We start from the raw sequence: 12,837 nt of genomic DNA on the forward strand, positions 1-12,837 counted from the left end.
GGAAAGATATACCAATATTCGATGAACCCGTTTTTTCATACGCTGCCTCATTTCTGCTGAATATGATAATATCCTTTTCCATTTTGCTTCACATAGTAAAGCGCCTCGTCCGCGTCGGCGATCATCTGCTGAAGCTCCATACCCGGCCTGTAGACCGAAACGCCGACGCTGCACTGGACCGGGATGCTCTGACCTCCCGATTGAATATTCGTCTGGAGCCGGAGCACCAGCTCATCCAGAACGCTGCGCAGCTCCTTCTCATCGTCCAGGCCTGTCAGCAGCAGAACAAATTCATCCCCACCGTACCGGCCGACCACACCGTCATATTTTTTCTCATACTCCCGGAGAATGTACCCGATGCTTTTCAGCGCGATATCGCCGCCTGCGTGTCCGCAGCTGTCGTTGAGATGCTTCAGGTTATCCATGTCCACAAAACACAGGGCCCGGGTCATCTGAGGGCCGGCCTTTTTCAGCAGGGCGTCCGCCTGATTTAAAAACACCGAACGGGTGACCACGCCGGTAAGGCTGTCGGAGAGGCCGTCGCTGGTCAGGCGCGGAACTTCCTGAAAATCGGCCGTCTCCGGACGTTCATCCCGGTAAATCCTGTTCTCCAGCTCCTCCACCGAATGGACCAGCAGATCGATGACCTTCATCTGGCCGGCGATGTACCGCCGAACAAGCCATAAAAGGCCGATACAGAGAAGTGCTGTAAGTCCAGCGACCAGGAGCAGGGCAGGAAGCGTCTCCTCAAAGGAAGTCCAGAAATTGACCGAACACAAAATATCCCAGCTCGTATTCTCCACCCGCTGATAGGCGGTGTAGTACAGCCTGCCGTTCCTGAGATTCCAGAAGGCGCCGGGCTGGGCGGATAAAAGCTGCTCCTCCAGCCGGTCCGCCGTGGTGCCGAACAGTACGCTGTTTTTTAAAACGTCCGTGATGGAATCCCCATAAGGAAGTCCTTCTGTGGAGGACATGACCTGTCCCTGGGACCCGATCAGCGTCGCCTCCGAGCCTCCGGTTTCAGCCGACTGTCTTAGGATCTCCACCGTCTCGTCAAAGTAAATGGCGCAGAACAGGCATCCGGTGATGGTGCCCCGCTCATCCAGCAGCGGAACCGCCACGGTGTAATTGAGCGTTGCGCCGTCGGCCCCCGCGGCAAAGCTGTCCGTCACCTGACGCTGTCCAGTGGAAAAGAGCCGCTGCATATAGTCCCGGCTGGCAAGGCTGGCAGGTTCGGAGCCGTCGGAATAGACGAAAATGTCGGAATCCACATAGCAGATCATCATATATCCGAAAAAGGGGCTCATTTGATCCAGTTTTTTCACCTTGTCAATGGGTGGAATCCCGGGGGCATAGAACTCCGGAAGGCTCGCTAAGGATTCCAGCAGGTCGACCGTCCCGTCGACCCGCTGGGAGATCCGCGCGTGGCTCGCGGCCAGCGACGCCTCCGTGTCCGACCGCATCCGGCTCACCGAGAGAACGCCGCCGCCCAGGAAAACGACAAGCAGGACCAGCACGCAGAATACGATGCTGTAGCGGGTGATGGGGACAAAGGAAATATCCCATTGGCCGTTCTTTTTTTGGTTCCTTTTCATCATGATAATCGGCCTTCCTTTCAATTGGTTGATGCGCTGTTTTAACGCTGGCTGGTCAGCCCACGCAGGCTGCGGATACCGCTTTCAGCTGGTTGATGCGTTGTTTTAATGCTGGACGGCTTTATTGCCAGAGCGACGCCCCGTCATACACCTGCATGGCGGCCTCCCAGTAGCCCAGCCTTTTGCATTCCGAGACTACGAGATGACGGACCCGCTCAAATATATCCGCTGTTCTTTCGGCAAACAGGCCGGCGTCGCCGCCAAGTAAAATATCGGCGGCTTCGGCGCATTGCCGGTATAGTTCACGATTCTGTGGATTTTTGTCCCTGCTCACCAGCTTCGGAATGCTTCTGCCGATACTGAAGTTCCTGGCCAATACTCCATAAATTGACCGCAGCGCGTCATACTGAATGTGCTCTGTGATAAAATCCAGCAGGGTACGGGGGATCAGCTGATGCTCATAGGGCTGTTCCAGCTGCCCCAGCATAGTCTCTCGGAGCCGCTGGACGTCCTTGGACTTCACATGAGCCGCCGCGTGAGCCGCGGCTCTCTCCACCGTCAGAGACAGCAAATCCAGACTGTCCAGATACCGCCGCACGTGGCAGGCGATGGATTCCGGGGCGATGCGTATCTTTTGAAGGGCTGCCAGGTCCATCTCCACGGAAATACCCCGCCGGGGCGCTGCCGTCACCACGCCCCATTCCCGCAGCATCCGCACTGCCTTGACGGAGGTATCCCGGCTGACGCCATAGTATTTTTGAAGCTGGTCGTGGGTGGGCAGGTGGTCGCCAGGCTGGTAGCGCCCTATGGCGATGAGGCCCAGCAGATCCAGACACATCGAGGAATAGCGCTCCTGCGCCAGGCAGAGCTGTTGATCCAGCCCGTCCGCCTCTGCCAGCATGGGGCAGGGGGAGCGTAACTGGAGAAACTGGACCTCTCCCGCCTGCTCCGCGATGGCCCGGTATTGCGAGAAGATAGCGTCCAGCTCCGCCCTCCCAGGGGCGCCGCCGCTTTTTACTGTCTGAAACAGCGTTTCGATATGGGCGCGGTACCGCGTCCGGTCCTCCAGCGATCCGAGCGGGGGCTCTTTTCCCTGGAAACCCAGGCTGTCCACCGCCCGCAGAAGCAGCTCATTCTCGTTGCGGGCGATGAAAAAGCGCCCCAGGCGGCTGGAGAGCCGCCAGAATTCCTCCGGACGGTTTGGGTCCATCTTACCGAGCATCCATTCCGGCGTGCGCCAGTCGTCGCCGGCGCAGAGCCGCAGCCCGCGCAGATAGATCGGATAACAAAGAAGGTCTGCCGTCCGCATCAGGTCGTCTACCTGCGCGGCGTTTGTCTTTCTTGTATTTTGCAGCGCCCGCCCCTTTAACGAGGGAAACGGGGAAATAACCCTGGGGCTTTTCCGCGGCATGATCTCCAGAAAGCCGTCCTGCTCCAGCAGCTTCAACACCCGCCGTATAGTCCGCTCCGAGGTGCCCAGCTGCCTGCACAGCGCCGCTCTTCCGGGCAGCTTGGAGCCTACGGGAAGAATGCCGCATTCAATTTTGTTTTTGATCTGCCAATAGGCTCGGTCATATTGGATCACGTCGTTTTTCATATCCGCACCCGCCGCTTTCTCTAAAATTGTGCCGCGCTGAATCAATCAAAGTCTCTGCGTCCCCGCTCTAAGGCGGCGTTGCAGCTTTCATCGATGGCCGCGGCCGCCTCCTCCGGCGATTTTGTCCCTATCAGCAGGTCGTTGATGCTTCGGTAAAACACATCCCGCACCCCCTGCCAGTTGAGACTGCCGCGTATATTGTCCACCGCATTTGGAGTGTTATCGCCGTAAGCCTTCAGCATCCAGATCTCATCCTGATACCGCTCGATGACAGATTCGTTGACTGGAAGCGTGCCCAAGGTATATTTCATTGAATCCTCATCCGTACTGAGAAAATGGAGAAAATCCTTGGCAACCTGAATCCTGGTTTCATCCCCATTGTCGAACACGCACAAACCGTTGCTGGAAGCGGTGCAGTATCCCGCGCCCGACAGGTCGGGAAAATTGGCGGTAAACACATCCAGCCCCTTGTTTCTGGCGTCCCACAGGTTGGTCAGATTCCCCACGCATATAGCAAGCTGCCCGTTGTAAAACAGGTTGACACATTCCAGCAGCTCCAGGTTTTCCGCTCCCTTCGGAGTGAAGCTCTGCGCGTCCATTTCCTTGATCCAGGCAAGGGCCCGGATGCCCTCGGGGGTATTCACCGCGAAATTTCCGCTGTCGTCGTACAGCGGACAGCCGTAGGCCCGCAGCAGGGTCATGATGTGACTGTCCCCCTGATTGTTGGCGGCGTACATCATAAACGCGAAGGTGTTTTCATCGGTTATGGACTCCGTCAGCCTTTGGCAGATGAGGTTGAATTCCTCTGTGGACCAGTGGGCGACGGAATCGCCCGCTGGGATATAGTCCTTGAGGCCGGCGCGCTCCATCATGGTCCGGTTCACCATCAGCGTGTTCTGAAGCTGGTGGAAGGGCATGGTGTAGACATGTCCTTCGATGGAGTTCTGCCGCCAGATGGACTCGTCGATATCGGCGCGCAGGTCTGCGTCGATCAGGTCGTCCAATGGAACCAGCCAGCCTCGCTTGACATACAGCGGCACGTTCCAGGAACCGGCGAAGAAGATATCGGCGGCCTCCGGGGTGCCATACTTGTCGGCCAGCTGGGACTGCTCGTCCAAGTAGTCATAGCGGCTGATGGAAAACTCCACGTCGTACTTGTCATATTGCGCCTGAAAATGCTCCGCCGCCTCCGTGAGCATATCGTAGACCTCCGCCTCGCCCATGCCGGGAATACTTCCAAGCCCGATAGGCGGCGTTTTGATGATCAGCGATACTTTTTCCCGTTCCGTGGTTTCCTGCGTCTGGCAGCCGGCCAGAGATAGACAGAGCGCCGCCGCAAGCAGGGCGCAGAGCAGGCTTTTTTTCTTCATAGTCGTTCCTCCCGATCTCTGATAATCTCCATTTTTTTGAGCAGCAGCTTGATGTCCAAAGGCTTGGTCGCCACGTCGTCCATGCCGGCCGCCAGTGCTTTTTCAATATCCTCGCTGAAAGCATTGGCGGTCATGGCGATGATCGGGACCGTCCGCGCGTCGGATCTGGACAGCGCGCGAATGCGCCGCGTGGCCTCATAGCCGTCCATTACCGGCATCTGGACATCCATCAGGATCAGGTCAAACCAGACCGGCGAGCTGCTTTCAAAAGCGTCCAGAGCCTCCTGCCCGTTCTGCGCCTGTGTCAGCTCGCATCCCTGTTCCTCCAAAATGGACACGACGATCATCCGGTTGATCTCGTTGTCCTCCACGGCCAGGATGCGTTTTCCTTTCAAAGTCCAGTCCGTATCCGGGGGATCGTTCGCCGTATGTTCATCGCCTGGCGGCTTTGCAGCCGGGAAGGGGATAGAAACGGTGAACACGGTTCCTTTTTCCAGCTGGCTCTCCACCGAGATGGAGCCGCCCATCTTCTCCGCCAGGGTCTTGCTCAGCGCGGTGCCGAGGCCCGTCCCGTTTTGAGAGGCGGCGCGCCGTTCCTGCTCGAAGGGCAGCCAGATGCGCTGTAAAAATTCCGGGCTCATGCCGCAGCCAGTATCGGCCACCTGAAACACGGTGTTGGCCACGCCGCCGGATAATTCCTGGCGGACGGTCAGCGAGACCTCTCCGCCCTCGGGCGTGAATTTCACCGCGTTGCCCATTAAGTTCGCGAGGATCTGCTTGACGCGCAGCGCGTCCCCCCATACAAGCGGCTCCTTCAATTCTCCGCAGCCAATACGAAGCCGCAGACCTTTGTTCTCCGCCTGGTTTTCCAGCAGGATATGTACTTCTTCAATCAGAAGCTTCAAATCCATCTCCTTGGGATAGAGCTCCAGCTGCCCGCTCTCGATCTTGGACATATCCAGAACGTCGGTGATGACGCTTTGCAGAAACGACGCGGATACCTCCGCTTTTTTTAAATATGCCTCCAGCTTGCCGGGGTCGTCCAAATTCTGGCGCATGAGATATTGCAGCCCTACGATGCCGTTGAGAGGCGTACGGATCTCATGGCTCATATTGGCCAAAAATGTCGATTTGGCCTGTTCGGAGGCTCGCGCAATCTTTGCCGCGTTCATGGTGTGATAGATAAAATAGGCGATAAGCAAAATCAAAACGCCCAGCACAAAGAAAAACGGAAGGGAACGGGAGATCAGCGTCCTTACCTGGTCCGCCGTTACCTGCGTGGAGACCCGCACCACCAGATACCACTCGTTGTCCGCGTGGTGGTCCGGCGACTGGAACAGGGCGTAGTAGGAGCTTCCGTCCAAGCTGTATTCCACGAACAGGCTCTCACCCTGTTCCACCGCCTGCCGGCAGGATTCCAGGGAGTCTCCGTTTTTAAACCTGGCGTGCTCCAATGGCGTCAAAAAGTTGTTGTCCAGTGTGCTGTACTGTTGGCTTGCCGTAATGATATCCCCGGACTTCTGCATGACAACCGCGATGCCCTGTCCGTCAAAGCTTTCCAGCCGCATTTGATCGGCAATTTCGGCAATGGGCACCAATCCAACCGCGCCTCTGATTTCTTTTTCCCCACAGAAAACCGGCGTGTCCAAACGCACGCCATAGACAAGAAACTCGCCCCATTTTTCCCGGCTGACCTCATCATACCGAATGGCGAAGCCGCCGCCTGCCCGCTCGAATTCTTCCGCCCAGGGCATTTCCTGAAGGGAGGTTTTCAGATAGGAACTGTTGTACACCTCGTCGTCCGCCGTGACCAGGTAGAGCGTATCGAAGGAAGTTGTCTTAGCCTCCACGCCCAGATTGTACATCACATCCTCGAACCGGCTGTCTCTGGCCGTGTCAATCCGACCGAGAACGACCTTAAGATATTCCGTCTTACTGTCCATTTGGTTGACGATATTGAGATGGTCGTGATCCGCGATTTGTTCCATAAAGGAGAGTGTTGTGGAATAAACCGCCCGCTCGATGCTTTGATAATACAGCCAATAGCCTCCGCCCAGGGCTCCAAAGGTGATAAGCAGAATCAGCGCCCATACCCACCATCGGCACCAGTTTATCTTCAAAGCTTTGCGCATCTTTTCATCCCCTTCTGATGTTTTTCTCTTTTATGGCGGAAAAAGCCGGCACAGGACGATATAATCATTCTGTCACTGCCATGAAATGGAAGACGGTTTCTGGGAACCTATATAGACTAATGAAAAACAAAGCTCACAGCCAAAAAACATGTGACTAGGTACTTATGCAGTCTAATTATATCATCAGCCGCGTTGTATTGCAAGATTGGGAAGGATTTTATTCTAGGCTCCGTTAGCTTTGCCGGCACGGGAGCCGGGATGAAGAAAAAACGCCCCGTGTTTGCGGGGAATACCACAAGTACAGGGAACAACGCGCGCCCCGCACGGTAAGGCGTTGTGTCTGCGGGGCGCCGTTTTAAAAGCCGTTCAAACCGTATGCGCGGCCGTGCGGAGCGGCTGGGAAGCGCTTATTGACCATTTGACAGACGAACAGTCCGGACAGGTGAGAAAGAGCTTGCCGTAAAGCGCAAAAAGCTGGAACTGGCAAAGAAATGGTTTGCGGAGACTGACAACCTGATTACAGCTGTTTTGAAAAGCTGGCGGCAGGAATCTTGACTGACGGGCAGTTCAGACAGTTAAACGGACCGTATCTGGCGGAGCAGGAAACGCTGAAGGACCAGAGCGCGGAACTTGAGGAAGATCCCGCCGGTCAGCGGTACGAGCTTGACAACACGCGGAATTTCCCTGCCGTCGTTGACCATCGCATAGAGGTGCCGGAACTGATACTGTAAGTCCTGAGGGAATTTGTTCTTCATATCGCGGTGTATGGGACCGCATTTATGTATATGAGGATCATCTGGACATCGAGGTGCTGGACCCGTTTGAAGGCAGAATAAAACGGCCTGTTGTCATCCCTGAGGATAATAACAGGCCTGTTTTGGATATAAGTGGTGGAGCAACACAGGCCAAAAACAAAAATGTTTTACTTCGTGGGTGGATTCGCCGTGACACGGTGGTTGTAACCAAATTTTACAACAGTTGAGCTTATGCTTGACTGTTGTTTTTTTGTTCCATCAATTTCTTCCTCTTATGCTTTTTTTGAGGATAGCAGGTACGAATACCATATTCATTTTTATTTAAGCAGTATTTCTGATTCGCGTGTGCCACTTCAAAATACTTATTACATAAAGGACAAATCCTAATTTCTTTACTGTAGTTATTTAATAAAATTGCTAATTGGTAAAATGCGGCATCAAATAGACTTTCTGCTTTTACCTCTAAGTGTATTTCGTCTTTAACAGATATTCGATTGGTGAATAATATTTCTTGATATTTGTTTTCAAAGAGACTTTTGAATTCATCTTTTTTTACATCTTGTAGTTTTATAAATTCTCTATCTCTCCATTCTGTTTCAGGTCCTGTTTTCGGTGGAAGTGATATATACACCGTTTCTTTTGGTAACTTATCCTGACCGACCAAATTTTGGAATAGTAAAAAAGCACAGTATGTCTCATTTAAAGAATAAATAAAATCCCATATAAAAAAACCAATGGTTTGCTTATAGTCTGGCTGAATCATTAATTTGAATGGAGTGTTAGTCTTTGCTGTAACAATTGGTTTAAAAGGATACCCATTTTTTCGGCACCACTTAATTATTATATTTAAGTCATTGTCACTTATAATCTTGTCATTATATTTCTTGGCTAATAATTCAAAAGGTTGGTTAGACAATTCTCCTTTTAGTGTTAACATTTGTAATAATAAATCAGGTGTTCTGCATTGAATGGGAGTGATCAATTTATGTAAATCTAAACCGCAATCATACACCGCACATATCATTTGCGTAGATGACTGACCACAAATTTCATAATTTCTTAATTCTATTTTATCATAGTAAAAATCACTTGGCAGCCGTTTAAGGTTGCCATTTTCATTTGTAACGATCATCTCGGCATCAGCTTTTGTACCATTAATTTTTCTGTTTTTCATGGAGTCCCCCAAAAGTTTATGTAAAAGTTTATTTTTAACTGATTCTAATAAACCTATTGTACGTTACAATAATCTCGAAGTCAAGTTGTTGGGTTTATAAACTCTATTTTGGGGTGTCGGCAATATGGATTATTCAAATTTTCATATCAATCGCAGGCAGACCCAGCAATTGGCCTTTGCGATCATTGCCGACATCGAAGCATATGTTGCGGAGCATTGCGCGGAGTACGAGGCGTTTTTAAAAGCTGAGGAACAGCAGGAACGGGGTGAAGATGATGTTGTAGATTAGTTTCTTTGGACAACGAAAATCCACAGGGAAATTAATTTCAATTTGAAAGGAAGTTTTGAAAATGAAAGTAGTAATTTACGCACGTTTTACTAATAAAAATCCGGCAGAGGAAAGCATAGAAATGCAATTAAGATCATGTCATGAATTTGCCAAGGAGAACAACTATACTGTTGTTGGTGAATACATTGACAGAAATCCATCTGGATTATCTAATGGCTGCCCGGAATTCCAACGTATGATTGCCGATAGTGCTAAGAAGCAATTTCAAGCGGTTTTGGTTTATCGGATAGACCGGGTATCTCGCGGCTCTTATGACTATGGGATGTACAAGGTACAATTAAAAGTGGGCGGTGTAAAAATTCTTTCCGTTTTTGAACATTCACAAAACGATTCCTGTGAAATTTTATTAGAGGAAATGCTCAAAACTATAACAAAAATGTATAGTGATGAGTTGAGCTATAAAATAAGATAGGGACAAAAAGAAAACGCCTTAAACTGCAAAACGAATGGCGGAATCCCCCTATTTGGGTATTGCACCAATACAGAACAGCATTATGAAATTGATCCATTGGCGGCGACCGTTGTCCTTGAAATCTTTACTCGGTATGCGGACGGACAGCCTGTGGGTGCAATATGCAAGGATATTAATAGTCGGTATGTGTTTGGAAAAACCAAATGCAAACAATTTACCACGGAGTATATTTACAGCTTAATAAAGAACCGCCGATTTATGGGCGAATACCGTTTCGGTGATGTTGTTATTCCTAACGGTATGCCCGCCATTGTTTCAGAAGAGCTTTTCAATAAAGTGCAAGACCGTTTGAAAAATCACAAAAACAGAAAAGAGGACGAGTCAAATGAAAAAGAATAGTATTGAAAAAATCATCCTATCTATGCTCAGCGGCACAGCTAAGCCGGTAAACGAAGAGCAAATGCTGGAAACAATAAACCAAGGGTTCGATAAGTCCATAACCGGAATGGTTTTTCTGCCATCTGGAAACGGCTTTTTAATGTCGGAGGAGGATGAAAATGAACTTTCATAATATACCAGATTTATTGATTCAACTGGCTTTGTGGTGCGTCTGGAAACGCGATAATGACCGTGGAAAAATCCCTTATAATCCACACACGGGCTACAAAGCAAAGTCAAATGACCCCAGTACCTTTTCAGACTTCCAAACTGTCTGTAAAGCATTTGAAACGGGGAAGTATGACGGTTTGGGAATCGGTATCTTTCATGGTATTGGTGCTATTGATATCGATCATTGCGTTGTAGAGGGTACGATTTCCGATATGGCAAGCGATATTATAGACAAAATGGGAAGCTATACGGAAATCAGCCCAAGCGGCAACGGAATCCGTATTATTTTCACGGCGGATAATTTTCAATATAATTCAGAAAAAAGGGCTTGAAATCTATATTGCAGGTGCAACGAGCAAATTTGTAACCATTACCGGCAATGCGATCAACAACAATTCTATTGTTGACGGTACAGCAAAACTGCAAGAGGTGTTGGACATGTATATGCAGAGAAATATACCGGAGACAAAAGCGGCAGTAGAGCCTGCTGCTTCGGCCTCTCAATCTGACGATTTTTTGCAGATTGGCATTGATAAAGATAAAAAGCTGAAAGCCTATTGGAACGGTGCTCGTCCTCATGGAAACGAAAGTGAAGACGACGCGGGGCTCATGGCAAAATTAATGTACTGGTGCAATAATGACACTAACGAAGCGATTAAAGCATTTCGTTCCAGTCCATATGCAAGTCAAAAGGACGACGAACACAAGAAAAAACTTGACCGGTCTGACTATCTGCCCAATTTAGCGGCGGCTACACAAGCTGATCGGACAGCCCTGCAAGACAATGAACAGTGGCGGAAAGCGCATGTAAATGATCAGGTGTCAAAAGAGGGCAAAACAAGCAGGGGTTTGAATATCATCTCCGCACCTGATCTGCAAAAAGCTGATTTGCCACCCACCAAATACCTTGTAGACAGAATTCTGCCAGAGGGGACAAGCATGCTTGCTGCCGCGCCCAAAAGCGGAAAGAGCTGGTTTGTGCTGTTGCTGGGTCTAAAAATCGCGGCAGGTGAAATGTTTTTACAGTGGCAGACACAGCAGGCTGGAGTGTTATATTTATCCTTTGAGGACACTCTGAAACGTCTGCAAGGGCGCTTGAACCGATTGTTGGATAATAGCCCTGCCCCGCCGTGGTTTTACTTTTCCACCGAAATCATAAATCTGGAAGATGGTTTGATGGAACTCATTGATGAACACCTCAAACAGCACCCGGAAACAAAGCTTGTCATTATCGACACCTTTCAAAAAATTCGGGGGCAGGGTCTGCGCGGTGAAAGATGGTACGACCATGATTACCGTGAAGCGGGTATGATAAAAGAGGCTATGGACAAAAAAGGGATTAGTGTTCTGTTCGTACACCATACCAGTAAGACCAAAGACAAGGAAGACCCCTTTAACGAGATCACAGGGACAAATGGAATTTCGGGGGTCATGGACACCATGTTTGTGATCAAGAAAGCTTCCCGCCATGCGCAGCAAGCAACATTACATATTACAGGCCGTGATGTTGAACAGGACGAAATTTTGATCAGCTTTAACGAAAATACTTGTCAATGGGAGTTTGTCGGAGACGCTGACGAAGTAGCAAAACAAGAGGCAAAATTTGAATATCAGACCAGCCCTATTGTCAAGACCATACGGGCCTTGCTTGCGGAATCCCCTAAAAAGCAATGGAACGGATTTGCAAAAAACCTGATTGAAGCTGGGGAAAGGTTATTTCAGATACCTATTGCGCAATCCTCCCAAAGTCTCGGCAAAGAGCTTAGCAGGATAAAGGACTTGTTATATGAGCAAGACAGAATTGTTTATAAAATCAGTCCCAATGGGAATGCCGGGCACCGTCATCATTTTTATTATGATGATTATATCCCTGTAAATGATTCGCATGGAAATGATTGCGAATCCGTTGAGTTCTAAGCATACTTTCAAACATTGTTTTTATTGATTCATTTGTTACAATCTTTCAATGAAATCAATGTTCGATATGCAAGAGTGTTATTATAAAGACAGCCGCCGATATGCAGTTATCAGCGGCTGTCTGTTTACGTGTGTAAAGCAAATTTAAACGATTGGTGCAATATCCGCAATATGATAAAGGGAGTTACCAATAAGGAAATCCACAGAGCCATCAGGAGCGTTTTCAAATGAAATATCGTAACCACTGAGTTCATCTATCTGTAAAAGGAAATCCTGAACATCTGCTGGTGTGAACATACATTTGTTTGGTGATCGATATTCTGTATTTGTATTGACTGGCTTTAGTAATCTTTTCATGACGAATCATACCTTTCTAATGGTGTACAACGGTGTATCAGCCCGGTTTAAATTATGCAGGGGGTCTTTTTCTATATGGCTACTGTTCTACCCATCTCGGTTAGATGTCATGGTTCTACGGGGGTGCTTGACAGTTTCAAAACCTCTTGTGGAACCAAAAGAAACAGTCCTTTGTCCTTTTTCACATATATATACAAGGTCCATTTTGAGGTGTTTTTGACTTAAGCTACCCGGTGGATTTATTGTTCTTCCTCTATCCCCAATAAGATATTCACAGCTTGTTGGAGTTCAGTCTTGGCTCGGTATGCTTTGATGACTTTTCTTTCCTGGTCGTTGAGTTCATCGGTAGACAGGCGAACGTCGAGCAATTCACTGGGTGATACTTCGAGCGCCCTACATAGTTTAGCAAGGATATCCGCGTCAGGACGATTCTGTCCCTGCTCCCAGTTGGAAATCCGGCTGTTGGTGACACCAATGATTTTAGCCAATTCCTTTTGGTCTAACTTTCTGTCTAAGCGGAATTTACGGATTCTCTCGCCTATCTCATATTTATCGTTCTTATCTTTCAAT

Annotated in this window: 14 protein-coding genes; 7 read left to right on the forward strand and 7 right to left on the reverse strand. The window is 49.4% G+C overall.

Going from position 1 to position 12,837, the window contains the following annotated elements; translation table 11 throughout:
- Positions 1-47 precede the first annotated feature (47 nt).
- The 4 genes from BN348_RS05425 to BN348_RS05440 all read right to left on the reverse strand — a co-directional run bounded on the left by BN348_RS05425 (position 48) and on the right by BN348_RS05440 (position 6,694).
- Complete coding sequence (locus tag BN348_RS05425) at positions 48-1,598, reverse strand: sensor domain-containing diguanylate cyclase (protein ID WP_052446744.1); 1,551 nt, start codon at positions 1,596-1,598, stop codon at positions 48-50.
- Positions 1,599-1,716: 118 nt separating this feature from the next.
- Positions 1,717-3,192 (reverse strand): GntR family transcriptional regulator, encoded by a 1,476-nt coding sequence (locus BN348_RS05430; RefSeq protein ID WP_040196756.1) that lies wholly within the window; start codon positions 3,190-3,192, stop codon positions 1,717-1,719.
- Positions 3,193-3,233: 41 nt separating this feature from the next.
- A complete protein-coding gene (locus BN348_RS05435; RefSeq protein ID WP_040196758.1) occupies positions 3,234-4,562 on the reverse strand; it encodes an ABC transporter substrate-binding protein in 1,329 nt (442 codons plus the stop codon).
- Positions 4,559-6,694, reverse strand: a complete 2,136-nt coding sequence (locus BN348_RS05440; protein ID WP_052446745.1) for a hybrid sensor histidine kinase/response regulator — start codon at positions 6,692-6,694, stop codon at positions 4,559-4,561. The genes BN348_RS05435 and BN348_RS05440 overlap by 4 nt, the downstream gene beginning before the upstream one ends.
- Before the next feature lie 551 nt (positions 6,695-7,245).
- Here BN348_RS05440 and BN348_RS13845 point away from each other — a divergent pair.
- A complete protein-coding gene (locus BN348_RS13845; protein WP_156136423.1) occupies positions 7,246-7,425 on the forward strand; it encodes a hypothetical protein in 180 nt (59 codons plus the stop codon).
- Between the two features lie 253 nt (positions 7,426-7,678).
- Here BN348_RS13845 and BN348_RS05450 read toward each other — a convergent pair whose 3' ends face one another.
- Positions 7,679-8,623, reverse strand: coding sequence for a hypothetical protein (locus BN348_RS05450; protein ID WP_040196762.1), 945 nt, complete (start codon positions 8,621-8,623; stop codon positions 7,679-7,681).
- Positions 8,624-8,747: 124 nt separating this feature from the next.
- Between BN348_RS05450 and BN348_RS13850 the strand changes: the two genes are divergently transcribed.
- The 6 genes from BN348_RS13850 (at position 8,748) to BN348_RS13070 (ending at position 11,910) form a co-directional block, all read left to right on the forward strand.
- A complete protein-coding gene (locus BN348_RS13850; protein ID WP_156136424.1) occupies positions 8,748-8,912 on the forward strand; it encodes a hypothetical protein in 165 nt (54 codons plus the stop codon).
- Between the two features lie 61 nt (positions 8,913-8,973).
- A complete protein-coding gene (locus BN348_RS13060) occupies positions 8,974-9,384 on the forward strand; it encodes a recombinase family protein (RefSeq protein WP_052446746.1) in 411 nt (136 codons plus the stop codon).
- Positions 9,385-9,480: 96 nt separating this feature from the next.
- The gene (locus tag BN348_RS13065) at positions 9,481-9,783 is read left to right on the forward strand and encodes a recombinase family protein (RefSeq protein ID WP_197068285.1); all 303 of its coding nucleotides are present in this window, start codon (positions 9,481-9,483) and stop codon (positions 9,781-9,783) included.
- On the forward strand, positions 9,770-9,955 hold the full coding sequence (locus BN348_RS05460; RefSeq protein ID WP_040196764.1) for a hypothetical protein: 186 nt from the start codon (positions 9,770-9,772) through the stop codon (positions 9,953-9,955). The genes BN348_RS13065 and BN348_RS05460 overlap by 14 nt, the downstream gene beginning before the upstream one ends.
- Positions 9,942-10,325 carry a hypothetical protein gene (locus tag BN348_RS05465; RefSeq protein WP_040196765.1) on the forward strand — a complete coding sequence of 128 codons (384 nt, stop codon included), beginning with the start codon at positions 9,942-9,944 and terminating at the stop codon, positions 10,323-10,325. Before BN348_RS05460 ends, BN348_RS05465 begins: the two co-directional genes overlap by 14 nt.
- Positions 10,326-10,431: 106 nt before the next feature.
- Entirely contained in the window at positions 10,432-11,910 is a 1,479-nt protein-coding gene (locus BN348_RS13070; RefSeq protein ID WP_052446748.1) for an AAA family ATPase, read from the forward strand.
- A gap of 144 nt (positions 11,911-12,054) precedes the next feature.
- On the opposite strand, the gene BN348_RS05475 is transcribed toward BN348_RS13070, so the two are convergent.
- On the reverse strand, positions 12,055-12,267 hold the full coding sequence (locus tag BN348_RS05475; protein WP_040196767.1) for a hypothetical protein: 213 nt from the start codon (positions 12,265-12,267) through the stop codon (positions 12,055-12,057).
- Between the two features lie 239 nt (positions 12,268-12,506).
- Entirely contained in the window at positions 12,507-12,836 is a 330-nt protein-coding gene (locus BN348_RS05480; protein WP_052446749.1) for a helix-turn-helix domain-containing protein, read from the reverse strand.
- Between the last annotated feature and the right edge of the window lies 1 nt (position 12,837).

Origin of the sequence: Candidatus Soleaferrea massiliensis AP7 (assembly GCF_000820765.1) — a bacterium.
Classification (GTDB): domain Bacteria; phylum Bacillota; class Clostridia; order Oscillospirales; family Ruminococcaceae; genus Soleaferrea; species Soleaferrea massiliensis.

What these genes read in the sequence shown, in the direction of transcription:
- BN348_RS05430 (WP_040196756.1), bottom strand. Translation starts at nt 3,192, where the DNA reads ATGAAAAACGACGTGATCCAATATGACCGAGCCTATTGGCAGATCAAA.
- BN348_RS05450 (WP_040196762.1), bottom strand. Translation starts at nt 8,623, where the DNA reads ATGAAAAACAGAAAAATTAATGGTACAAAAGCTGATGCCGAGATGATC.
- BN348_RS05475 (WP_040196767.1), bottom strand. Translation starts at nt 12,267, where the DNA reads ATGAAAAGATTACTAAAGCCAGTCAATACAAATACAGAATATCGATCA.
- BN348_RS05440 (WP_052446745.1), bottom strand. Translation starts at nt 6,694, where the DNA reads ATGCGCAAAGCTTTGAAGATAAACTGGTGCCGATGGTGGGTATGGGCG.
- BN348_RS05435 (WP_040196758.1), bottom strand. Translation starts at nt 4,562, where the DNA reads ATGAAGAAAAAAAGCCTGCTCTGCGCCCTGCTTGCGGCGGCGCTCTGT.
- BN348_RS05465 (WP_040196765.1), top strand. Translation starts at nt 9,942, where the DNA reads ATGAACTTTCATAATATACCAGATTTATTGATTCAACTGGCTTTGTGG.
- BN348_RS05425 (WP_052446744.1), bottom strand. Translation starts at nt 1,598, where the DNA reads ATGATGAAAAGGAACCAAAAAAAGAACGGCCAATGGGATATTTCCTTT.
- BN348_RS13070 (WP_052446748.1), top strand. Translation starts at nt 10,432, where the DNA reads ATGTATATGCAGAGAAATATACCGGAGACAAAAGCGGCAGTAGAGCCT.
- BN348_RS13850 (WP_156136424.1), top strand. Translation starts at nt 8,748, where the DNA reads ATGGATTATTCAAATTTTCATATCAATCGCAGGCAGACCCAGCAATTG.
- BN348_RS05460 (WP_040196764.1), top strand. Translation starts at nt 9,770, where the DNA reads ATGAAAAAGAATAGTATTGAAAAAATCATCCTATCTATGCTCAGCGGC.
- BN348_RS13060 (WP_052446746.1), top strand. Translation starts at nt 8,974, where the DNA reads ATGAAAGTAGTAATTTACGCACGTTTTACTAATAAAAATCCGGCAGAG.